Origin of the sequence: Streptomyces sp. GbtcB6 (assembly GCF_019091475.1) — a bacterium.
Taxonomy (GTDB): Bacteria; Actinomycetota; Actinomycetes; order Streptomycetales; family Streptomycetaceae; genus Streptomyces; species Streptomyces hyaluromycini.
Map to the genome: position 1 here is coordinate 31,382 of NZ_JAGXJL010000034.1, position 22,060 is coordinate 53,441.

Here is a 22,060-nt window from a genome sequence, read left to right on the forward strand (position 1 = left end):
CCTACAGGTCCAGGTCCGCGTAGAGCGCCGCGTGGTCGGAGGCTTCCGTCGTCTTCGACTTCACGGTGTCGAAGTGCTCGATCCCCCTCGCGTAGATCCCGCGTGTCTCCAGACCGACGGACTGCACCTTCTCCCACAGCGCCGGCGGGAAGAGCAGGTAGTCGATCTTGTCGTGTTCGCTGCGGCACTCCCCGTGGGTGCCGGGCTTTCCGTGGTAGGTGCGGTGGCTCATCGCGTCCCGCAGGCCGGTGTCCCGCAGCACCTCGGCCGCTTCGCTGTCCGGTTCGTCGTTGAGGTCCCCCGCGACCATGACGCGGTCGGTGCGCTCCAGCGCCTCCCGGTAGATCTCCGCGACCCGCTTCGCCTGGGCCAGCCGCAGCTCGGGATCGTCGTGGAACTTGCTCTTGAGGTGGTTGCCGAGAATCACCAGGGGGGTCCCGTCGAGCTGGATCTCGAACTCGGGACAGTCCCGGCTGAACAGGTTCTTGTCGGGCTGCTCCGGGTCGGTGTCGAAGATGTGGGACCGCACCGAGGTGATGGGGTGGCGGCTGAGGATCCCGATGTCGATGCCCCGGGGATCGTTGCCGTCGATCAGCATGTCGTAGGGGTACGGCCGCCTGCCGAGCGTCTCGCCCAGGACCTGCGTGTTGAAGCGCTCCAGGGTGAGCCGGTCCTCGACCTCCACCGTGAGCAGGACGTCGGCGTCGATCTCCGCCACCACCCGGCCGGTGTTGTGCACCACGCTCATGTCGAGGTCGTCGTAGCCGAGTTCGGCCCAGCCGGTCCAGGAGCCGCGGCCGCCGGCGACGATCTCGATGTGCGGGTCGTTGTCCGGTCCGGACTTCTCGAACAGTCCGCTCGGCTTGCGCTCGAAGTCCTTGCCCGGACGCAGCTCGTTGATGAAGATCGCCGGCGGGTCCTTCGGGTTGCTGTCGTAGGCCTTGTACGCCTTGATGAGCGCGGCGATCTTCTTCTTGTCGTCCTCCCGGTACTCCGGCAGGTCGAGCAGGGTGACCAACTGGGCGAAGTCGTCGAGGACTTTCTCGCGCTCGGCAGGGTTGGAGAGCTGGAAGGCCGTGGGCCGGCGGAAGAGGTTCTCCATGTTGAAGGTGGCGATACGGATGCTCATCGAGGGCCTCCTCGGCGGCGCGAGTGCACCGCGCGGCCGACGGCAGGCGCCGCCTGGGACACTGCGCGCCGACAGCTCCATTCTCCGGGCCGGACCGGGACCTGTCGAACGGAGGACGGCCGCCGGTCGGCCCCTCGGCTCGGCCCGGGCCTCGCCGGAATGCCCGGCGGGCGGTTCAACGCCCTTGAAGAGACTTCACGTTGTCGCCGAAGGTCCAGTTCTTCGAGCCGTCCCAGTTGATCGACCAGGTCATCAGGCCCTTGAGGGAGGTGCCGTAGTGCTTCCAGGCCTGGGAGACCAGGGACGGTGACATGTAGCCGCCGCCCGCCCCGGACTGCGCGGGCAGGCCCGGGACCTGCTTGTCGTACGGCACCTTGACCGTGGTGCCCTGTACGACCAGCCCCTTGTTGAGGCAGTCGGTCTGCGCGGTGAAGCCGGCCACCGTGCCGGCCGAGTAGGAGTCGCCGGAGCAGCCGTACATGCTGCCGTTGTAGTACTGCATGTTGAGCCACCAGAGGCGGCCGTTGTCGGCGTACTTCTTGATGATCGGCAGGTAGGCGCCCCAGATCGAGCCGTAGGTGATGCTGCCCCCGGTGACGTACGCCGTCTCCGGGGCCATCGTGAGGCCGAAGTTGGACGGCATCTGGGCGAGGATCCCGTCGATGATGCGGACCAGGTTGGCCTGGGAGGTGGAGAGTTGGGTGATCGACCCGCTGCCCACCAGGCCGGTCTCGATGTCGATGTCGATGCCGTCGAAGTTGTACTTCTTCAGGATCGGGACGATCGTCGAGACGAACTTGTCGGCCACGGTGGAGGAGCTGAGGTCGATGCCCGCGGCCGCGCCGCCGATCGACAGCAGGATCGTCTGGCCGGAGGCCTTCGCCGCGCACATCTCCGCGGGCGTCGCCACCTTCACGCCCGTGTCCATGCCGTCCTCCCAGAGGGCCGTTCCGTCGGAACGGATCACGGGGAAGGCCGCGTTGATCACGTTGTAGCCGTGGGTGGCGATCGCGGAGTTGGTGATCGGGGTCCAGCCGAAGGGCGGGTGGACGCCGTTGGCGGAGCCGTCCCAGTTCTCCCAGTAGCCCTGGAGGACCTTTCCGGCGGGCCGTGACTTCACGGCGCAGGTGTCGGCGGCGGAGGCGGAGCCGGCGGCGGGGAGCTGGACGAGTGTCGCGGTCGCGAGCGCTGCGGCGAGCAGGGCGAGCGTGCGGCGGATCATGCGGGGCCTCCCGGTGGGGTCGGGGTGGGGCGCACGGGTGTCGTAGTCATGACAATGCTCGTGGTCCAGACCTCCCGTCAATAGGTCTGGACCAATCAGGGCAACTATGGAATGACAGATATTGAAATCTGTCAGCTGTCATGCAAGGGTGGAGCCATGACGACGCACACCCGCTCCCTCGGATCCACCGGCCCCCGGGTCTCCGCCCTCGGCCTCGGCTGCATGGGCATGTCCGCGCTGTACGGCGAGGCCGACCGCGCCGAGTCGATCGCCACCGTCCACGCCGCCCTCGACGCCGGCCTGACCCTGCTCGACACCGGCGACTTCTACGCCATGGGCCACAACGAGATGCTGATCGGGGAGGCCCTGCGCACCGCCCCCGCCGCCCTCCGGGAAAAGGCGCTGACCAGCGTCAAGTTCGGCGCCCTGCGCGACCCGGACGGCGGCTGGAACGCCTACGACGGCCGCCCGGCCGCCGTGAAGAACTTCGCCGCCTACTCCCTCCAGCGCCTCGGCGTCGACCACATCGACGTCTACCGGATCGCCCGCGTCGACCCGGACGTGCCGATCGAGGAGACGGTCGGCGCCATCGCCGAGCTGGTCGAGAAGGGGCACGTCCGGCACATCGGGCTGAGCGAGGCGAGCGTGTCGAACATCCGGCGGGCCGCCGCCACCGCGCCCATCTCGGACCTCCAGATCGAGTACGCGATCATCACCCGCGACATCGAGCGGGAGATCCTGCCGACCACCCGTGAGCTGGGCATCGGCATCACCGCGTACGGTGTGCTCTCCCGGGGTCTGATCTCGGGTCACTTCACCCGCGACCGGCAGCTCGGCGCGGGCGACTTCCGGGCCTTCTCACCGCGCTTCCAGGGCGAGAACCTCCAGCACAACCTCGACCTCGTCGAGGCGCTGCGCAAGATCGCGGACGAGAAGGGCGTGACCGTCGCGCAGATCGCCATCGCCTGGGTTCTCTCCCGCGGCGACGACATCGTGCCGCTCGTCGGCGCCCGCACCCGCGAGCGGCTCGCCGAGTCCCTGGGCGCGCTGGACGTCACCCTGGACGCGGCCGACCTGGCGGCGATCGAGGAGGCCGTACCGGCGGACGCGGCGGCGGGCACCCGCTACCCGGCCGCGCAGATGAGCCATCTCGGCACCGAGCACTGACCGCGGCGCCAGGTACCGTCTAGGCCATGGCAGCGACGTCCCCGACCCCGACCCCGGCCCTGACCGCCGAGCGCATCCTCGAGGCGACCGAGGAGGTGCTGCGCCGGCACGGCCCGGCCAAGGCCACCGTGGTGGACGTGGCGCGCGCGCTCGGTGTCAGCCACGGCAGTGTCTACCGGCACTTCCGGACCAAGGCGGCGCTGCGGGAAGCGGTGACGAAGAGGTGGCTGGACCGCACCTCGGCGCAGCTGTCCAGCATCGCGGCCGGGGCGGGGGACCCGGAGACCCGGCTGCGCGACTGGCTGCAGGCACTGTTCGACGCGAAGCGGCGCAAGGCCGGCGCCGACCCGGAGCTGTTCGCCACCTACATGGTGCTGGTCGACGAGAACGGCCCGGCGGTCACCGAGCACATCGCCGACCTGACCGGGCAGCTGACCGGGATCATCCGGGACGGGGCCGGGACCGGTGTCTTCACCGTGCCCGACCCCGCCGCCGCGGCCCGGACCGTCTTCCAGGCCACCGGCCGCTTCCACGACCCGGGCTATGCCCGCGAGTGGGTGCGGCCGGAGGCCGAGGCGGACTTCGGGTCGCTGGTGGAGCTGCTGCTGCGGGGCCTCAGCTCACGTTGACCGTCACGGTCGGGGAGTAGACCTTCTTGCCGACCGCCGAGACCCGCAGATGCTCGGCGCCGGGGTTGTTCAGCTTCGCGGTCAGCGAGTACGAGCTGCCGTTCTTGACCTTCGCGGTCGCCTTGAGCGGGATCCACTTGCCGCCCTTCTGGTGCTGGAGCACCAGGGGCCAGCCCACCCTGAGTCCACTGGTGCGGCCGGTGAAGGTCACCGGGTCACCGACGCCGACCGAGGTCTTGTCCGCCTTGATCGAGATCGAGGACATGGTGGAGGGGCTCGGCTTCGGGTTCGGCCTGGCGCTCATGCTGGGCGACGGGGCCGGTTTGGCCCCGGTGGCGAGGGCCCCGGCGGTACCGGCCGACAGCAGGGCCACGGAGAGCGCACCGGCGGCGAGGGCACGGGAGATCTGGCGCTGGGTGGTGTGCATGGACGTACTCCTGTCGAGTGACGGGGGGACTCGACAAGGGTTGGCCGGGTCGCGCCCGGCGGCGACCCGGGCGGCCTCGGAAGCGGGTGGGCGCCGCCCCTCGGTTCGGCAAAGTCCGCAGGTGGCGACGGGCGCTCTGACCTCGCGCTTCCGCCCCGGAGGCTCACCCGAACGGCGTAATGCGCGGCCTAGGCGGTGACCCGCCAGAAGTCCCGCATCAGCGGGGTCGGCGTCGGGCTCGTCATGGCCGTCTGGGTCATGAGGACCGTGACCGTACCGGTGGCCGGGACGATGTGCGCGGTGGTGCCGGTGCCGCCGACCCAGCCGTAGCGGCCGGGCACCGACCAGGGGTCGGCCGGGGTGACGTCGACCTGGCCGCCGTACCCCCAGCCCTGGCCCTCCAGGAAGAGGCAGGCGTTGTCGCGCTGGGCCGCCGTCAGGTGGTTGGTGGTCATGCGGCTGACCGAGGTGGGGGAGAGCAGGCGGCGGCCGTCCGGGGCGGCGCCGGCGTTCAGCAGCAGCCGGCCGAACGCCAGCCAGTCGTCGGCCGTGGCGACCAGGCCGCCGCCGCCCGAGTGGAAGCGCGGCAGGCGGCTCCACGCGCCGTCCGGGGTGTCCGTCAGGCGCAGGGAGCCGTCCTCGGCGGGGGCGTAGGAGGAGGTGAAGCGGTGCCGTTTCGACGCCGGCACCTCGAACGCCGTGTCCCGCATGCCCAGCGGCTCGAAGATCCGCTCCGCCAGGAAGTCGGGGAGCGTACGGCCCGACACCCGGGCGACCAGGATGCCCTGGAGATCGGACGAGGTGCCGTACAGCCAGGCCTCGCCCGGCTGGTGGAGCATCGGCACCCGGGAGAGCAGGTCCAGCCAGGTGTCCTGGTCCGGCCAGTCCTGGAGGGCGCGGCCGTCCCGCTGCACCGTGAACAGCGCCTGCACGGCGGGCAGGGCGAAGTCGTCGGGGAAACCCCAGCCGGTGCGGGAGCTGAGCAGGTCCTCGACGGTGACCGGGCGGTCCGCCGGCACCACGTCGTCGACGGGGCTCGCGGGCGTACGGACCACCATCGGCTTCGCCAGCTCCGGAAGCCACTCGGCCACCGGGTCGCCGAGCCCGATCCGGCCCTCCTCCACCAGCATCAGCACCGCGGCGGCGGTGATCGGCTTGGTGATCGACGCGATGCGGAAGACCGAGTCCCGGGCCATCGGGGCGGACCCCTCGACGCCGGTGTGCCCGACGGCCACCGCCTCGACGTCGGCGCCGCGGGCGACGAGCCCCACGGCTCCGGGGACGGTACCGGCATCGACATGGCGGCGCAGGGTGGCATGCAGCGGGGACACGGTCATCGGTCGTCCTTCCGGTGGGCGCGGTCTCGGGCAGTACGACTCCCGCGCCGCCGGAAAGTCATCGCGAGGGCTCGGCGCCCGCGGGATCCACCGTGGCCTGGTGGGCCTCGGCGAGATGCTCCTCCGCCTTCAGCCAGGGCAGGAACTGCGCGCCCTTGCGCCAGCCGCAGGTGTCGCATCGGATTGTCCGCTGCACACCCGTGCGCTGCACCCGGACCACGTGTTCCCGGCCGTGCTGGTCCCAGCGGCTGACCTTGCTCTCGTCGATCTGCGACATGACGCCTCCGGAGTCTGTGCCCGATCCGCTGTCCGGTACGTGTCGACGGCGGGCCGACGGCAAGGAGTGTGCAGCAAGACCAACATCAACGGGGATTTCTTCACCGGGTTTTAGCGAGGACGCCCCCGGAGTTCACACGGCGGACAAGGTGCCTTGTGCGCCTCCCCGTGCCAACCGCCGGATCATGAGCCGGACTTGGTGTAACGGTGGAAACCCTGGACAGGGCATTGACCCTGGCTCAAGATGAAAGCGACCTTGTGTGAAGCGGCCACCGGCACGGAGAGGCGATGCTGCCGGATCCTCAACGTTTCCTGGCCGTTGCCGGCCGCCGGATCGCCCGCGCCGAGGGCGCGGAGCAGGCCGTCCATGAGCTGTACCGCGTGACGGTCCCGGACCTGGCGGACGGGATGTTCGTCTACCTCGGCGACCGCCCGCCGGGCCGGTCCGAGCCGGAGCGCCTTCAGTTGGACGGGGTGCCCCCCGAACTCGGCGGCACCATGGGCGGAACGCCCCCGCCGTCGGCACCGGTGGCGCCCGACGGTGCGCTCGCCGCGCTCCTGCGGTGCGGCAGGGCGCGCGGCCGGGGCCCGGACGGCGTGGACGAGGCCCTCGGTGAACTCCTCGGGACGGGGGTCCGGCTCCCGCAGGGGAACCGGGTCCTGCTCGCCCCGCTGCGCGCCCCCGACGCCGTCGTGGGTGTGGCGGTGTTCCTGCGGCGCCCGGACCGAGAGGACTTCGTGGAGGACGACATCGCCCTGGCCGACGCACTGTCGGCGCAGACCGCGCTCGGCGTGCGCGAGGACACCCTCGGGTCCGGGCCGCCCGCCGCGCCCAAGGCCCCGGACGAGGACCGCCTGCGCTACGTCGGCGCGGCCACCCGGCGGATCGCCCGCGGCTTCGACACCGACGAGATCGTGCTCGGCCTGTGCCGGGCCGCCGTACCGACGTACTCCGACGCGGCCCTCGTCTACCTGCGCGACCCGCTGCCGGTCGGCGACGAACGGCCCGCCGGCCCGGCCGTGCTGCGGCTGCGCCGCACCGACCGCCTCAAGGGCCCCGGCGCCGAGGGCCTGGTCTGGCCCGCGGAGACGGTGGACGACGAGCAGGACGACCTGGACGCCTCCGACTGGAGCGAGGTGGTGCCCGGCGGCGCCCTCGCCGAGGTGCTCCGCGGGGTCCGGCCGGTGTTCGCCGACACCCCGCCGACCCGCGCCGCACTGGGCGAACTCGTCGGCGCGGACAGCGCGCTGAACGACTGGGTCGGCTCCCACGCGATCCTCGCCCCGCTGCGCGGCCGCCGCCGGGTCACCGGCGCGGTCGTCTTCCTGCGCCGGCCCGAGCGCCCGGCGTTCGAGCCCGCCGACCTCCTGGTCGCCGCCCAGCTCGCCACCCACACCGCGCTCGGCGTCGACAAGGCCGTCCTGTACAGCAGGGAGGCCTTCATCGCCGACCGGTTGCAGCGCGCGATGCTGCCGCACTCCCTGCCCCGGCCCACCGGCGTCCGGCTGGCGGTGCGCTACCTGCCCGCCGCCGAGACCGCCCGCGTCGGCGGCGACTGGTACGACGCGATCCCGCTGCCCGGCAGCCGGGTGGCGCTGGTCGTCGGCGACGTCATGGGCCACTCCATGACCTCGGCCGCCGTCATGGGCCAGCTGCGCACCACCGCGCTGACCCTGGCCGGCCTCGACCTGCCCCCGCAGGAGGTGCTGCACCACCTCGACGAACAGGCCCAGCGGCTCGGCACCGACCGCATGGCCACCTGCCTGTACGTCGTCTACGACCCCGTCTCGCACCGCATGACCATCGCCAACGCCGGCCATCCGCCGCCGATCCTGCTCTACCCGGGCGGCAAGACGGAGGTCCTCACGGTGCCGCCGGGCGCCCCGATCGGCGTCGGCGGCATCGACTTCGAGGCGGTCGAGCTGGACGCGCCCACCGGGGCCACCCTGCTCCTCTACACCGACGGCCTGGTCGAGTCCCGGCTGCGCGACGTGTGGACCGGCATCGAGCAACTGCGCGAACGGATCGCCGCCACCGCCCAGCTGACCGGGCCCGACCGGCCCCCGCCGCTGGAAGCCCTGTGCGACGAGGTGCTCGACATGCTCGGGCCGGGTGACCGCGACGACGACATCGCGCTGCTCGCCGCCCGCTTCGACGGCATCGCGCCGAGCGACGTGGCGTACTGGACCCTGGAGCCGGAGGTCGGCGCGCCCGGCCGGGCCCGCCGGCTCACCCGGCAGGCCCTGGCGGGCTGGGGCCTGGAGGACCTCACCGACACCGCCGAACTGCTGGTCAGCGAGATCGTCACCAACGCCGTACGGCACGCCTCCCGCCCGATCAGCCTGCGGCTGCTGCGCACGGACGTGCTGCGCTGCGAGGTCGGCGACGACGTGCCGCAGCTGCCGAGGCTGCGCCAGGCCAAGGCCACCGACGAACACGGCCGCGGGCTTTACCTGGTGCACCGGCTGGCGCGGCGCTGGGGTACGACCCGGCTGGGCACCGGCAAGATCGTGTGGTTCGAACTGGGCGGCAGTGGCGGCTGAGTGCGCCGCTGGGGGTGCCGCGATATGCCGTCCGGCGGCTGCGGCGCCGTTGTGGCTGGTCGCGCCCACGCGGCGGTAGCCGCATATCGGATACGGCCCCGCGCCCCTTACGGGGCGCTTTGCGGGGCGGTCAGTTCACGGTGCGGGGCAGGCGCAGGCTGAGCAGGCCGGTCACCACCGTCAGGCCCAGCTGGACCAGCAGGGTGATGATCAGGGCGTCCCGCACGCCCTGGTGCGGGACCAGGGAGAGGAACAGGGTGCCCAGGGTGGCCACGCCGAGGGCGAGCGCGGACTGCTGGGTGGTGACCATCACGCCGCTGCCCACCCCGGCCCGCGCGGGCGGCACCTCCGACATCACCAGCCGTAGTACGTTGGGGAGTTGCAGGGCCTGACCGGCACCGGCGATCGCGACCCCGGGCAGCAGCCCGGCGAAGTCCAGGTGCGGCCAGTCCCGCCGGGCGGCGAGCACGATGAGCACGATGCCGACCGCCTGGATCACGGACCCGGCGGTCACCACCCGGCTGCCGTACCGGGCGATCAGCCGCGGCCCGGCGAGCGAGACGAACAGGAAGACGACCGCCATCGGGGCGAGCGCCATCCCGGCCGGGACCGGACCCAGGTGCTCGCCGCTCTGCAGGGCCACGGCGATCACGAACATGAACCCGCTGAACCCGATCGAGAACGGCAGCATCAGCACCAGACCCCGGCGCAGCGAGGCGAGTTCGAACAGGCTCGGCGGCACCAGCGGCGTACGGCCCGCCCGGTCTGCGCGGCGCTCCACGGCGTAGAAGGCGACGGCCACGCCCGGGAACGCGGCCAGCGACAGCCAGGTCCACAGCGGCCAGCCCGCCGCCCGGCCCTCGGTGAGCGGGGCGAGCAGGGCGAGGAGAGAGGCGGCGAGGAGCACGGTTCCGGGGCCGTCGACGGGCTGGGGCTGCTGCGACTTCGTCTCCGGTACGAACCGGGCGCCGAGCACCAGCCCGACGACCACGACCGGCACGTTGACGAGGAACACCGAGCGCCAGCCGGTGCCCCAGATGTCGGCGGCGACCAGCACTCCGCCGAGTATCTGCCCGGCCACCATGGAGAGGCCGGCGGTGGCGCCGTACAGGCTCATGGCCCGGGCGCGGCGGCCGCCGCCGGTGGCGGCCTGGATGGTGGCGAGGACCTGCGGGAGCATCGCGGCGGACGCGGCGCCCTGGGCGACCCGGGCCGCCACCAGCGTCCAGGCGCTGGGCGCGAGTCCGCAGGCCAGCGAGGTCAGTCCGAACGCGGCCATGCCGCCGAGGAAGAGCCGGCGGCGCCCGAACAGGTCGCCGAGCCGGCCGCCGAGCACCAGCAGCACGGCGTAGGCGACGCCGTACCCGGCGACGACGAGTTCCAGGACCGCCTCGCCCGCGTGCAGGTCGGCGCCGATGGTGGGCAGGGCGACGTTGACGATGAAGAAGTCGATGAGGGGAAGGGCGGCGGCCAGCAGGACGGTGAACAGTCCGGGGCCGCCGAGCGCCGGTGGCGCGGCCGGGGACCGTACGTTCGCGGTGGTGACGGTTTCGGTCATGCACCGAGCCTGCGGCCTCCCTGAGACTGGTACCAGAGTCTCCTTCTCCTGGTAGTAGAAGTACCTGGCAACAGGATCGGCGACGCGGCAGGCTGGACACATGACGACCACGGCGCAAGAGACGACGCCCCTTCGGCAGCCGGCGGCCCCCGCCCCGGGCCGGGGTGCCGACATCCGGCGGCACGAGCTGGCCGCGTTCCTGCGCAGCCGCCGTGAGCGGATCACCCCGGAGGAGGTGGGCCTGCCGCGCGGCACCCGCCGCCGCACGCCCGGCCTGCGCCGCGAGGAGGTCGCCCAGCTCTCCGCGGTCGGCGTCACCTGGTACACCTGGCTCGAACAGGCCCGGGACATCCAGGTCTCCGTCCAGGTCCTGGACGCCCTCGCCCGCACCCTGCGGCTCGACGGCACCGAGCGCGCCCACCTCTTCCAGCTGGCCGAGGCCGTCGACCCGACCCCGGCCGCGAGCTGCACGGGCGTCACCCCGGCCCTGCACGAGATGCTCCGCGCCCTGGAACCCCTCCCGGCCTCCGTCCAGAACAGCCGTTACGACATCCTCGCCTACAACCGCACCTACGCCCGCCTGATGGGCGACCTCGACGCGGTGCCGCCCGAGGACCGCAACTGCATGATCCTCGTCTACACCAACCCCGAGTGGCGCCGCTCGATCGTGCACCTGGAGGAGACCCGCCGCCTGATGGCCGCGAAACTCCGCGGGTCCATGGCCGGCCATCTCGCCGAGCCGGCCTGGAAGATGCTGGTCAAGCGGCTGGCGGCGGAGTCCGCGGAGTTCCGCGAGAACTGGGAGCGCTACGAGGTGGTGGACCTGCGCGCCAGGACCAAGCAGTTCCTCAACCCGTACGTCGGCCTCCTCACCCTGGAACACACGGACCTGTTCCTGAACCCGGCGTCCGGGGCGCGGATGGTCACCTACGTCCCGGCGGACGACGACACGCGGGAGCGCCTGGAGCGGCTGCACGACCTGGCGCTGGTGGGGGCAGCGGCGCCGAACTCCTGACCGGTTCACGGGAATTCGTTCGCACAACTGAGTACGCGTACTCAGGACCGGGACGCAGTCCTGCCCCGACGATGCAGTAAGCGAGAGGAAACGACGACCGGCCACGGGGGAGACGACGATGGAAACCGGCCCGGCCCGCACCGTTGTCCGGCTGATGCTCACCAACCGCCTCTCGGTGGCCTACCTCGTCCTGGTCGCCGTCGTCATCGCCAAGGCCACCGTCGACTCCGACCACGCGGACGACCACGGTTCCGACTACGCCTGGCTCTGGCCGCCCCTGGTCACGTTCCCGGTGTTCCCGCTGCTCTCGGCGCTCGGCCGGACGGCCTGGCGTACGGACACCCCGAACTGGTTCTTCATCGGCACGGTCGTCGTCTCGGCGCTGCTCCAGTCGCTGGTCCTGGGCGCCCTGCGGCAGGCCGTCCTGGCCCGGCACCGCCGCTCGATCGCCTCCTGCTGACCGCGGCCCGCTGTCTCTGCGACAGGGCGGCCGTCAGATCCCGTCCGTCGCCGCTCCGCCGAGCAGCTCCCGGACGGCGGCGAACGCGGCCCGTACCGTCGTGGGGTCGGCGCCGGGGCGGGCGAGGGCGCTCATCGGGATGGGGGTGACGGCGGGCAGGCCGTCGTACCGGGTCAGGCCGTCCGGGGCCCCGCCGACCGCGGCGATGAGGGCGACGCCCTGCCCGGTGCGGGCGATGTCGAGGACCCCCGCGAGATAGCCGGCGTCGCCGACGACCGTGGCCGGCACGCCCTGCGCGGCGAGGGTGGCGATGGCCCGGCGGCGGATCGCACAGGGCTCCTCGATGGCGACCAGCGGCACGGGGGAGGGGGCGTCGGGCCGCCGCCAGCCGGGGGTCGCGTGCCAGGAGAGCGGAAGACCGCCGACGGGCGTGCCCTCGGTGGCGGCGGCCTCGGTGACGTACACCGCCACATCCACGCTGCCCCGCTCGACCGCCTCCACCAGCCGTGCGGAGCGGTCGATGCGGTACCGGACCCGGCAGCCGGGCCGTACCTCCTGGACGGCGGCGGTGAGCCGGGGCAGGAACTGGTCGGCCGCGTGCTCGGTGGAGCCGATGGTGACGGTGTCGCCGTCCGCGTCCAGCAGCACCCGCACGGCCTCGTCGTGGACGGCGAGGATGCGCCGGGCCTGTTCGAGCAGCAGGCGGCCCTCGGGGGTGAACCGGGTGCCGCGGCCCTCGCGTTCGACCACGGGGCGCCCCAGCGCCTTCTCCAGTTTGCGCACGTGCTGGCTCACCGCCGACTGGCTGAGGGCGAGCGCGCGGGCGGCCCGGTGGAAGCCGCCGCAGTCGGCGACCGCGGTCAGGCTGCGCAGGGCCACGATGTCGAGGACGGGTCGGGACATAGCGGTGACGGTAGCCGTTCCCCCGACCGATCGCGATCCCTGATCGATTTCGATGCGGAATCATCGTTGGACGCGTTCGGTCACCGCCGCTCATGATGGACGCATGTTCGCGACCGCCACGGCTGCCCTTCTGACGCAGCGCCGAGTCATCGACTTCGGCGTGGCGTGCAGCGCCCGCTGTCGCTGATTCCTCCGCGCGTACCCGCGCCCTTCCGCTGCCTCCACCGAACCCGCCCCGTGGCTGACACGTGCCGGTGACGGCCGCCTCTCCTCCCCCTTTTTTCTCTTCCCCCCTGCTCCGGAACGGAGTTGCCCCCTCATGCCCTTCTCCTGGGACGAACCCGAAGGCCTCGCCGCGCGCGGCACGCTGATCGTGCTGGCCGGCCGCGGTGAACACGGCGGTGTGTACGAGCGGTTCGGCCGCCGGCTGGCCTTCGACGCCTACCGCGTCCGCGCCCTCGGCGACCCGGCCGCCGACCCGGCGGTCCTCGACGAGGCCGCCAAACTCCTCGCCGACGAGTCGGTGCCCGGCCCCAGGGTCCTGGTCGGCTCGGACACCGGCGCCCGGTACGCCGTGGAGCTGGCCGCCGAGCCGGCCTCCGGCGCCGACGCGCTGATCCTGGCCGGACTGCCCACCGGCCCCTGGACGGCCGGCGGCTGGGAGGCCGAGATCGAGGCGCGCACCGCCTGCCCCACCCACCAGGCCCGGCTGACCGGCGACCCCGCGTTCCGGCGCGGAGCCCTCGACACCACACCCGACCTGCCGGAACTCCGCCTCGACCGGGTTCGGGTGCCGGTACTGGCCCTGCACGGCAAGGACGACACGGTCAGCCCCCTGGCGGCGGCCCGAGCGGCCTACGCGGGTTCCCCGGCCCACCTGGTGGAGTTCACCGGCGGCCGCCACGACGTCCTCAACGACGCCCTGCACCGCACGGCCGCCGCCACCGTCGTGCTGTTCCTGGAGCGCCTGCGTCTCTCGCCCGAGCTGCCCCTGATCGCGGAGGGCCTCGCATGAGCCGCCGGGTCCTGACCACCGCCGCCGAGCTGCACGACCTGCTCGGCTCCGACCGGCCGCCCGCCGTCCTCGACGTCCGCTGGGCACTGGGCGACCCGCACGGCCGCGACCACTACGCCGACGGGCACATCCCGGGCGCGGTCTACGTCGACCTCGACACCGAACTGGCCGCGCCGCCCTCGCCGCGGGACGGCCGCCATCCACTGCCCGACCCCGACGCCTTCCGGTCGGCGGTACGGCGCTGGGGCGTCCGCGAGGGGCAGGTCGTCGTGGTCCACGACGACCTGGGCAACACGGCGGCCGCACGGGCCTGGTGGCTGCTGCGGTACGCGGGCCTCACCGACGTCACGCTCCTCGACGGGGCGCTGGGCGCCTGGCGGGCGGCCGGGCTGCCGCTGGAGACCGGGATCCCGGCCGCTCCGGCGCCCGGAGACGTCGTACTCCGGGCGGGTGCGCTGCCCGTGACGGATGCCGACGGCGCCGCCGAACTCGCCGTGCAGGGGCTGCTGCTGGACGCGCGGGCCGGTGAACGGTACCGGGGCGAGGCCGAGCCGGTGGACCCGAGGGCCGGGCACATCCCGGGCGCGGTCTCCGCACCGACCGGCGAGAACCTCGCCGCCGACGGCACCTTCCTGGCGGCCGACGCGCTGCGCGAGCGGTTCGAGAAGGCGGGCGCGGGCGCGGCCACCCGGATCGGCGTCTACTGCGGCCCCGGGGTCCCCGCCGCCCACCAGATCGCGGCCCTGGAGATCGCCGGGTTCGAGGCGGTCCTGTTCCCCGGCTCCTGGTCGGCGTGGTCCGCGGATCCCGACCGCCCGGCCGCGACGGGACCGCTGCCGGCCGGACCGCTCTCCGTGGTGAGGGGTTCCGCCGTGAGGGGTTCCGCCGTGGGGGGTTCCTCATGACCACCGAATCGCTGAAGGCCGCCGTTCCCGCGCCGCAGGCCGCCCCCACGGCCGGGCGTGTCACGATCCGCGGCACCGTCCGGCAGGGCCGTCGGCCGACCGTGCCCCGTTCCGTGCGCCGCGCCGCCGGACCGGTCGGCCTGGTCCTGCTCTGGTTCCTGGCCTCCGCCACCGGCATCCTGCCGGAGTCCGTGCTGGCCTCCCCGGTGGACGTGCTCCGACAGGCCGTCGACCTCACCAAGGACGGCGAACTGCCCCGCGCCATCGCCGCGTCGGGCCGCCGGGCCGCCATCGGCTTCCTCATCGGCGCCGCGGTCGCCCTCGTCCTCTCCCTCCTCGCCGGGCTGTTCCGGCTCGGCGAGGACGTCATCGACTCCTCGATGGGCATGTTCCGGGCGATCCCCTGGGTCGGTCTGATCCCGCTGTTCATCGTCTGGTTCGGCATCGAGGAGACCCCGAAGATCGCCCTGGTCGCACTCGGCGTCACCTACCCCCTGTACTTCAACATCTACGGCGGCATCCGCTCCACGGACGCCCAGCTCGTCGAGGCCGCCCGCATGATGGGCCTCGGCCGGCTCGGCCTCGTCACGTACGTGATCCTGCCGAGCGCGCTGCCCGGTGCCCTCGTGGGACTCCGGTACGCCCTCTCGACGGCCTGGCTGGCCCTGGTCTTCGCCGAGCAGATCAACGCGGACGCGGGCCTCGGCTACCTGATGAGCAACGCCCAGCAGTACTTCCGCACGGATGTCATCGTGCTCTGCCTGGTCGTCTACGCCCTGCTCGGCCTGGCCTGCGACTTCGCCGTACGGATCCTGTCCCGCCGCCTGCTGACCTGGCGGGCCAACTTCGAGGGCGAGGCGTGAGCGTCATGGCCAACAGCGTGGAGATACGCGGGCTTTCCCGGGCCTTCGACGGCAACACCGTCCTGCACGACCTCGATCTCGACCTGCGTGAGGGCGAGTTCGTGGCCCTGCTCGGGCACAGCGGCTGCGGCAAGTCGACGCTGCTCAGGATCCTCGCCGGCCTCGACGACGAGATCGGCGGCGAGGTGACCGTGCCGGTGCGCCGCAGCGCCGCGTTCCAGTCGCCGCGGCTGCTGCCCTGGCTGAAGGTGTGGCGCAACGTCGTCCTCGGCCTGCCCGGCCGCCCCGACCGCGCGCTCGCCGCGAAGGCCCTGGACGAGGTGGGCATCGCCGACCGCGCCGGGGTGTGGCCGAAGACCCTCTCCGGCGGCCAGGCACAACGCGTCTCGCTGGCCCGCGCCCTGGTCCGGGAGCCCGAACTGCTGCTCCTCGACGAGCCGTTCGGCGCCCTCGACGCCCTCACCCGCGGCAAGGTCCAGCAACTCGTCGCCGAACTCTGGCAGTCGCACGGCTGCGCGGTCCTCCTCGTCACCCACGACGTGGAGGAGGCACTGCTGCTCGCCGACCGGGTGCTGGTGATGGACGGCGGCCGGATCGCCCACGAGCTCACCGTCGACCTGCCCCGCCCCCGCGACCTGACCACCCCCGACTTCGTCTCCCTGCGCGCCCGGCTGCTCGGCTGGCTCGGCGTCACCCGCACCCTGGAAGGAACCCCCTCGTGACACGCGGAACCCGCAGAATCGCCGCCACCGCCGCGCTGAGCGCCCTCGCCCTCCTGGCGCTGACCGCCTGCGGCGCGGACTCCTCGGCCGACGCCTCCTCCAAGGGGCAGGTCACCCTCACCATCGGCGACCAGGCCAAGACCCTGCAGACGATCGTCGCCGCCTCCGACGCCCTCAAGGGCGCCAAGTACAAGGTGAAGTGGGCCGAGTTCGAGGGCGCCGCCCCGCTCTACCAGGCCGTGCAGGCGGGCGCCGCCGACACCGGCTACTCCGCCGACCTGCCCGCCCTCCAGGCGCTCAGCGGCGGGGTGAAGCTGAAGAACATCGCCGCGCTCAAGAACGACGGCACGCACGTCGGCATCGTCGTCCGCAAGGACTCCGGCATCGACAGCGTCAAGGACCTCAAGGGCCAGAAGGTCGTCGTCTCCTCGGCCAAGGGCAGCGTCTCGGAGTACCTGCTGGCCAACGTGCTGAAGCAGAACGGGCTCAGCTACAAGGACGTCAAGGTGCAGTACCTGCTGCCGACCGACGCACAGGCCGCCTTCGCCTCCGGGAAGATCAATATCTGGGCGACCTTCGGCGTCTACCAGGCCGTCGGCCTGGAGCAGGGCGGCCGGCTGCTCGTCGACGGCGCGGACGGCCGGGTCAGCGGCATCGGCTTCGTCAACGCCTCCGACAAGGCCCTCGCGGACACCTCGAAGAAGGCCGCGCTGTCCGACTTCCTCAAGCGCCTCGGTACGGCCCTGAAGTGGACCAGCACCCACCAGGACGCGTACGCCAAGGCCATCGAGCAGCGCAACGGCGCCGACGCGACCGTCGCCAGGACCCTGGCCTCCGCCGCGTACAGCCAGGTGCTGCCGATCACCTCCGACGTGAACACGACCGTCCAGGGCGTCGCCGACCTCATGAACGGCATCGGCGTCCTCGACCCGAACGTCGACGTGGCGAAGTCCGCCGACACCTCTCTCCTCAAGTAGCCACGAGTCTTCTCAAGCAGCCCCGAGCAGTCACGGGAGTCTTCATGCCTGTCGAGTTCATCAGCGCCGTCCACACCGACGCCGGAGCCTCAGGACCCGCCGCCTCCAGCCGTACCGGCCTGGACGTCGACCACCTGCGCAGGTACGCCCGCGCCCTGGACGACGGCGGCTTCGACCACACCCTGGTCGCCTACCACTCGGCCTCCCCGGACGCCTTCCAGGTCGCCCAGTTCGTCGCCACCCACACCGAGCGCGTCCGCCCGATCCTCGCCCACCGCCCCGGCGTGATCTTCCCGACCCACGCGGCCCGCGCCCTCGCCACCCTCGACCAGATCAGCAACGGCCGCCTCACCCTCCACATCATCTCCGGCGGCAACGACGAGGAGCAGCGCCGCGAGGGCGACTACCTCGACAAGGCGGAACGGTACGAGCGTTCCGACGAGTACATCCAGATCCTCCGGAAGGTCTGGCAGGCCGACGGCCCGGTCTCGCACCACGGCAAGTACTTCACCTTCGAGGGCTACTACTCGGACGTGAAGCCGGTGCACGGGCTGGTCCCGATCTCCGTCGGCGGCTCCTCCCAGGACGCCTACCGGGTCGGCGGCCAGCAGGGCGACATCTTCGGGCTGTGGGGCGAGCCGCTGAAGGAGACGGCGGAGCAGATCGCCGCCGTCAACGCGATCGCCGACGCGGCCGCCCGCCCGCACCCCCGGATCTGGGTCTCCTTCCGCCCGATCATCGCGCCCACCGAGGAACTCGCCTGGGAGAAGGCGCACCGCACCCTCGGCGTCCTCAAGGACCAGGCCCGCAACACCGAGCTGCTGCGCCACTACCGCACCGCCGGCCGCCCGGCGAACGTCGGCTCCCAGCGGCTGCTCGACATCGCCGAGCGCGGTGAGGTCCACGACCGCTGCCTGTGGACCGCCCCCGCCGTCGCCACCAACGCGGCCGGCGCCTCCACCGCCCTCGTCGGCACCCCCGAGACGGTCGCCCAGGCGCTCCTCGACTACGTCGACATCGGCTGCGACCTGCTGTCGATCCGCGGCTACGACCCGCTCAACGACGCCATCGACTACGCCCGGCACATCCTCCCCCTGGTCCGCCAGGAACTGGCCCACCGCGCCGCCACCGCCCCCGCCGCCTGAATCCCCCCGTCGACTCTGCGAGTACCCCATGGAGACCCCGTGTTGTTGCCCCGCGCCCTGCGCGCGCCCGCCGCCCTGCTCACCGCCCTCCTGCTGCCCTTCGCCGCAGCCTGCGGCGGCAGCGCCCAGGCCGACTCCGAGCACGACGTCACCCTCCGGGTCGGCGCCACCGGCTGGAAGGTCGAGGAGGCGGTCCTGAAGTTCGCCCACCTCGACGACACCCCCTACAAGGTGAAGTGGAGCGTGTTCCAGGGCGGAGACCAGCAGCTCCAGGCCGTCCGCGCGAACGCCCTCGACCTCGCCTCCTCCAGCGAGATCCCGCCGGTCTTCTCGGCCGCCGACGGCAGACCGAACTTCAAGGTCGTCGCCGTCCAGCGGGGCTCGACCCTCAACCAGGAGGTCGTCGTACCCAAGGGCTCGAAGGTGACCGACATCGCGGGCCTGAAGGGCAAGAAGGTCGGCTACGTCAAGAACACCACCGCCCACTACTTCCTCTACGAACTGCTGAAGCAGGCGGGCCTGACCTGGTCCGACGTCGACGCCAAGCCCCTCCTCCCCAACGACGGCCTGGCCGCCCTCAACGGCGGTTCCATCGACGCCTTCGCCTCCTACGGCACCTCGGTCATCACCGCACACCAGCAGGGCGCCACCACCGTCGGCTCCGGCGCCGACATCCTGTCCGGCAACTTCCTCTGGTCCGCCCGCGACAGCGTCCTGAAGAACTCCGCCGAGAAGGCCGCGGCCGCCGACCTGATCGCCCGGATCACCAAGGCGTACGCATACGTCCGCGACGGCCGCGAAGCCGACTTCGCCAAGGTCGTCGCCCAGAACACCCACCAGCCGGTCGCCCAGGCCGAACAGGACCTGACCGCCCAGCAGAAGCAACGCCCCACCCAGGCCCGCACGGTCGACGACACGGCGATCGCCTCCCAGCAGAAGGTGGCCGACGCCTTCACCGAACTCGGCGCCCTTCCCTCCCACCTGGACGTGAAGTCGTTCTGGACCACCGCCCTCAACGCCGACCTGAGGAAGGCCCTGTGACCGTCGAGACCGTGGACCGCATAGCCGAACTGGCCGCCGGCTACGACCACTCCGCCGCCTTCCCCGCCGAGTCCCTGAAACTGGTCCACGAGGCGGGCTGGCTCACCGCGACCATCGGCCGGCAGTACGACGGCCGGGGCGCCGGCGTCGAGGAGACGGCCCGCATCCTGCACACCATCGGCCGGGGCGACCCGTCCGTCGCCCTCATCACGGCGATGACCCTGGCCACCCACGCCCGCCAGGCGGCCCGCCCGCACTGGCCGGAGGCGCTGTACGCGCGCGTGCTGAAGGAGTCCGCGGAGCGCCCGGTTCTCGTCAACCACGCGCGCGTGGAGCCCGAACTGGGCTCCCCGGCCCGGGGCGGCCTCCCGGCCACCCTCGCCCGCCGCACCCCGGACGGCTGGTCGATCAGCGGCACGAAGAGGTTCGTGACCGGTGCGGAGGGCCTGGACTGGTTCCTGGTGTGGGCGACGACCGACGAACCGGAGCCGAGGGTGGGCACCTTCCTGGTGCCGGGCGACTCACCCGGCATCGAGGTCACCGGCCGCTGGGACCAGCTGGGCCTGCGGGCGAGCGGCAGCCACGACGTGACGTTCCGGGCCGTCGAGGTGGCGTACGAGCACGTCATCGGCATCGGCCCGCACGGCCCCGCCGCCGAGCAGGACAACCGCGCGGGCGCCGCCCTGCACCTCCCCCTCGCCGCGCTGTACCTGGGCGTGGCCAGGGCGGCGCAGGCCTTCTTCCACACGTTCGCGCACACGCGCGTGCCCGCCAACCTCGGCCACCCGGTGGCCCGCACAGAACGCTTCCGCAGGACGGCCGGCGAGATCGAGGTCCTGCTGACGGCCGCCGACCAGCTGGTGTTCGACGGGGCCGCCCGGGTCGACGCGGCCGAGCCGTCGTACACCCCCGAACAGGCCCTCGGCGCGCGCGTGCTGGCCGACCGGCACGCGGTACGGGCGGTCGAACTGGCCGTACGCCTGCTCGGCAACCCCGGCCTGGCCCGCGGCAACCCCCTGGAGCGGCACTTCCGCGACATCCAGTGCGCGCCGGTGCACGCACCCCAGGAGGACATCACCTTGCTGGCGATCGGAACGAAGGCCCTGACCCCGTGACCACCGCAGACACCACCACCACGACCACGACCGCCCCCGCCCGGCTGCTCGGCCTGCTCGCCCGCGACCTGCCGCCCGACCGGCTGGCCACCGACCCCCGCACGCTGGCCGCACACGCCACCGACCGCTCCGGCACCCACCCCGAAGGGCTGCCGCTCGCCGTCGTACACGCCCGGCGCACCGAGGACGTGACGGTGACCCTGCGGCACGCGCACGCGCTGCGGGTGCCGGTGGTTCCCCGGGGCGCGGGCACCGGCCTGTCGGGCGGGGCGACGGCCGGTGAGGGCTCCCTGGTCCTGGACCTGTCCGGGATGAACCGCATCCTCGAACTGTCCCCGGAGGACCAGCTCGCGGTCGTCGAACCGGGCGTGATCACCGCGGAGCTGGACCGAGCGGCGGCCGCCCGCGGACTGCGCTACGCACCCGACCCGGCCAGTGCCGCCCTGTCCACGATCGGCGGGAACATCGCCACCAACGCGGGCGGCCTGCGCTGCGCCAAGTACGGCGTGACGAGGGACAGCGTGCTGGGCCTGGAGGCGGTCCTCGCGGACGGCACGGTGGTCGCCACCGGCCGCCGTACCGTCAAGGGCGTCACCGGCTACGACCTCACCGGGCTGCTGACCGGTTCGGAGGGCACCCTCGCGGTGATCACCTCGGCGACGCTGCGGCTGCGCCCGCTGCCCGCGGCCACGGCGACACTGGCCGCGTACTTCGACACCTTCGAGGCGGCGGCCCAGGCGTCGTACGCGATCGCGCGGGCCGGGGTGGTCCCGGCCCTCGCGGAACTGCTCGACGGACCGGTCCTGGCGGCCGTCGACCCGGCCCTGCGCGAGCGCGGTGCCGCCCTGCTGATCGTGCAGTGCGACGGCGCCGGGGCGGCCGCCGAGGCGAGGACCGTGGCGGACGTCCTGACCCCCCTGGCCACGAGCGTGCGGACCACCACCGATCCCGCCGAGGCGGAAGCCCTGCTGTCCGCCCGCCGCCAGGCCCTCCCCGCCCTGGAACGCCTCGGCCGCCCCCTCATCGAGGACATCGCGGTACCCCGCTCCCGGCTCGCCGAGGCGGCCGCCGAGATCCGCGCGATCTCGGCCCGCCACAGGACACCGGTCTTCACCATCGCCCACGCGGCCGACGGCAACCTGCACCCGATCATCGTGGTCGACCCGGCCCTGGACCGGCTGCCGGACGCGGCCTGGGAGACGGCGGGCGAGATCTTCGCCCTGGCCCTGCGCCTGGGCGGCACCCTCACCGGGGAACACGGCGTCGGCGTCCTCAAGCGCCAGTGGGTAGCCGACGAACTCGGCCCGGCCGCCCACGCGTTGCAACGCCGCCTGAAGAGGGCCTTCGACCCCCACGGAATCCTCAACCCGGGCAAGGGCCTGTGAGCGCCCTTCCCGCGTGTCAGGTGAGGTCGAGGGCCAGGCGGGCGCGGATGATGAGGTTCTGCGCGTCCGCGCCGAACACGGCCGACTCCCGCAGGGTGCGCCAGACCTTGAGGCCGGTCGGAAAGAGCCCGTCAAGCCCGAAGTCCTCCGGAGGCCGCTCGGCACCGAAGTGCGTGAGGGACGGGACCTGCGGCTCGCGTACGCGCAGCCGGTCGACGCCGGCCT

The 22,060-nt window shown here is 72.8% G+C and carries 21 protein-coding genes and 1 pseudogene; 14 read left to right on the forward strand and 8 right to left on the reverse strand.

The window, feature by feature from the left end:
• Nucleotide 1 precedes the first annotated feature (1 nt).
• Entirely contained in the window at nt 2–1,129 is a 1,128-nt protein-coding gene (locus KVT45_RS39225) for an endonuclease/exonuclease/phosphatase family protein (protein WP_217554094.1), read from the reverse strand.
• 175 nt (nt 1,130–1,304) lie between these two features.
• Entirely contained in the window at nt 1,305–2,351 is a 1,047-nt protein-coding gene (locus tag KVT45_RS39230) for a chitinase (RefSeq protein WP_217554095.1), read from the reverse strand.
• A gap of 156 nt (nt 2,352–2,507) precedes the next feature.
• Here KVT45_RS39230 and KVT45_RS39235 point away from each other — a divergent pair, with 156 nt between their 5' ends.
• On the forward strand, nt 2,508–3,518 hold the full coding sequence (locus KVT45_RS39235) for an aldo/keto reductase (protein WP_217554096.1): 1,011 nt from the start codon (nt 2,508–2,510) through the stop codon (nt 3,516–3,518).
• A 26-nt stretch (nt 3,519–3,544) separates the two neighbouring features.
• Complete coding sequence (locus tag KVT45_RS39240) at nt 3,545–4,147, forward strand: TetR family transcriptional regulator (protein WP_217554097.1); 603 nt, start codon at nt 3,545–3,547, stop codon at nt 4,145–4,147.
• Here KVT45_RS39240 and KVT45_RS39245 read toward each other — a convergent pair.
• The 3 genes from KVT45_RS39245 to KVT45_RS39255 all read right to left on the reverse strand — a co-directional run bounded on the left by KVT45_RS39245 (nt 4,134) and on the right by KVT45_RS39255 (nt 6,188).
• Nucleotides 4,134–4,574: a hypothetical protein gene (locus KVT45_RS39245; protein ID WP_217554098.1), complete on the reverse strand. Its 441-nt coding sequence runs from the start codon at nt 4,572–4,574 to the stop codon at nt 4,134–4,136. The genes KVT45_RS39240 and KVT45_RS39245 overlap by 14 nt on opposite strands.
• 188 nt (nt 4,575–4,762) lie before the next feature.
• Nucleotides 4,763–5,905 carry a serine hydrolase gene (locus tag KVT45_RS39250; RefSeq protein ID WP_217554158.1) on the reverse strand — a complete coding sequence of 381 codons (1,143 nt, stop codon included), beginning with the start codon at nt 5,903–5,905 and terminating at the stop codon, nt 4,763–4,765.
• 64 nt (nt 5,906–5,969) lie between these two features.
• A complete protein-coding gene (locus KVT45_RS39255) occupies nt 5,970–6,188 on the reverse strand; it encodes a hypothetical protein (RefSeq protein ID WP_217554099.1) in 219 nt (72 codons plus the stop codon).
• Between the two features lie 287 nt (nt 6,189–6,475).
• Here KVT45_RS39255 and KVT45_RS39260 point away from each other — a divergent pair, with 287 nt between their 5' ends.
• Complete coding sequence (locus tag KVT45_RS39260) at nt 6,476–8,731, forward strand: SpoIIE family protein phosphatase (RefSeq protein ID WP_368857562.1); 2,256 nt, start codon at nt 6,476–6,478, stop codon at nt 8,729–8,731.
• Nucleotides 8,732–8,861: 130 nt separating this feature from the next.
• Here the strand turns inward: KVT45_RS39260 and KVT45_RS39265 are convergent, their stop codons facing one another.
• Nucleotides 8,862–10,289: an MFS transporter gene (locus KVT45_RS39265; RefSeq protein WP_217554100.1), complete on the reverse strand. Its 1,428-nt coding sequence runs from the start codon at nt 10,287–10,289 to the stop codon at nt 8,862–8,864.
• Between the two features lie 100 nt (nt 10,290–10,389).
• On the opposite strand from KVT45_RS39265, the gene KVT45_RS39270 reads away from it, so the two are divergent.
• Together KVT45_RS39270 and KVT45_RS39275 are read left to right on the forward strand one after the other, a co-directional pair.
• Nucleotides 10,390–11,304 carry a helix-turn-helix transcriptional regulator gene (locus tag KVT45_RS39270; protein ID WP_217554101.1) on the forward strand — a complete coding sequence of 305 codons (915 nt, stop codon included), beginning with the start codon at nt 10,390–10,392 and terminating at the stop codon, nt 11,302–11,304.
• Between the two features lie 118 nt (nt 11,305–11,422).
• Nucleotides 11,423–11,764, forward strand: a complete 342-nt coding sequence (locus KVT45_RS39275; protein WP_217554102.1) for an SCO4225 family membrane protein — start codon at nt 11,423–11,425, stop codon at nt 11,762–11,764.
• 33 nt (nt 11,765–11,797) lie between these two features.
• Here KVT45_RS39275 and KVT45_RS39280 read toward each other — a convergent pair whose 3' ends face one another.
• Entirely contained in the window at nt 11,798–12,667 is an 870-nt protein-coding gene (locus KVT45_RS39280) for a LysR family transcriptional regulator (RefSeq protein WP_217554103.1), read from the reverse strand.
• 319 nt (nt 12,668–12,986) lie between these two features.
• Between KVT45_RS39280 and KVT45_RS39285 the strand changes: the two genes are divergently transcribed.
• Genes KVT45_RS39285 through KVT45_RS39325 form a run of 9 tightly spaced genes read left to right on the forward strand, consistent with a single transcriptional unit; the run spans nt 12,987 to nt 21,835 of the window.
• Nucleotides 12,987–13,682: an alpha/beta hydrolase gene (locus KVT45_RS39285; RefSeq protein WP_217554104.1), complete on the forward strand. Its 696-nt coding sequence runs from the start codon at nt 12,987–12,989 to the stop codon at nt 13,680–13,682.
• A complete protein-coding gene (locus KVT45_RS39290) occupies nt 13,679–14,587 on the forward strand; it encodes a sulfurtransferase (protein ID WP_217554106.1) in 909 nt (302 codons plus the stop codon). The genes KVT45_RS39285 and KVT45_RS39290 overlap by 4 nt, the downstream gene beginning before the upstream one ends.
• Nucleotides 14,584–15,450, forward strand: a complete 867-nt coding sequence (locus KVT45_RS39295) for an ABC transporter permease (RefSeq protein ID WP_217554107.1) — start codon at nt 14,584–14,586, stop codon at nt 15,448–15,450. Before KVT45_RS39290 ends, KVT45_RS39295 begins: the two co-directional genes overlap by 4 nt.
• Before the next feature lie 5 nt (nt 15,451–15,455).
• Nucleotides 15,456–16,172, forward strand: a complete 717-nt coding sequence (locus KVT45_RS39300) for an ABC transporter ATP-binding protein (RefSeq protein WP_217554108.1) — start codon at nt 15,456–15,458, stop codon at nt 16,170–16,172.
• Complete coding sequence (locus KVT45_RS39305) at nt 16,169–17,149, forward strand: ABC transporter substrate-binding protein (protein WP_217554109.1); 981 nt, start codon at nt 16,169–16,171, stop codon at nt 17,147–17,149. The genes KVT45_RS39300 and KVT45_RS39305 overlap by 4 nt, the downstream gene beginning before the upstream one ends.
• Nucleotides 17,150–17,193: 44 nt before the next feature.
• Nucleotides 17,194–18,294, forward strand: a complete 1,101-nt coding sequence (locus KVT45_RS39310) for an LLM class flavin-dependent oxidoreductase (RefSeq protein WP_217554110.1) — start codon at nt 17,194–17,196, stop codon at nt 18,292–18,294.
• Nucleotides 18,295–18,333: 39 nt separating this feature from the next.
• Nucleotides 18,334–19,335 (forward strand): ABC transporter substrate-binding protein, encoded by a 1,002-nt coding sequence (locus tag KVT45_RS39315; RefSeq protein ID WP_217554112.1) that lies wholly within the window; start codon nt 18,334–18,336, stop codon nt 19,333–19,335.
• A complete protein-coding gene (locus tag KVT45_RS39320) occupies nt 19,332–20,450 on the forward strand; it encodes an acyl-CoA dehydrogenase family protein (RefSeq protein WP_308311001.1) in 1,119 nt (372 codons plus the stop codon). The genes KVT45_RS39315 and KVT45_RS39320 overlap by 4 nt, the downstream gene beginning before the upstream one ends.
• Complete coding sequence (locus tag KVT45_RS39325) at nt 20,447–21,835, forward strand: FAD-binding oxidoreductase (protein ID WP_217554113.1); 1,389 nt, start codon at nt 20,447–20,449, stop codon at nt 21,833–21,835. Before KVT45_RS39320 ends, KVT45_RS39325 begins: the two co-directional genes overlap by 4 nt.
• A 16-nt stretch (nt 21,836–21,851) precedes the next feature.
• Here KVT45_RS39325 and KVT45_RS39330 read toward each other — a convergent pair.
• Nucleotides 21,852–21,947 (reverse strand): annotated as a pseudogene (locus tag KVT45_RS39330) (transcriptional regulator); the annotation flags it as partial.
• Nucleotides 21,948–22,060 lie beyond the last annotated feature (113 nt).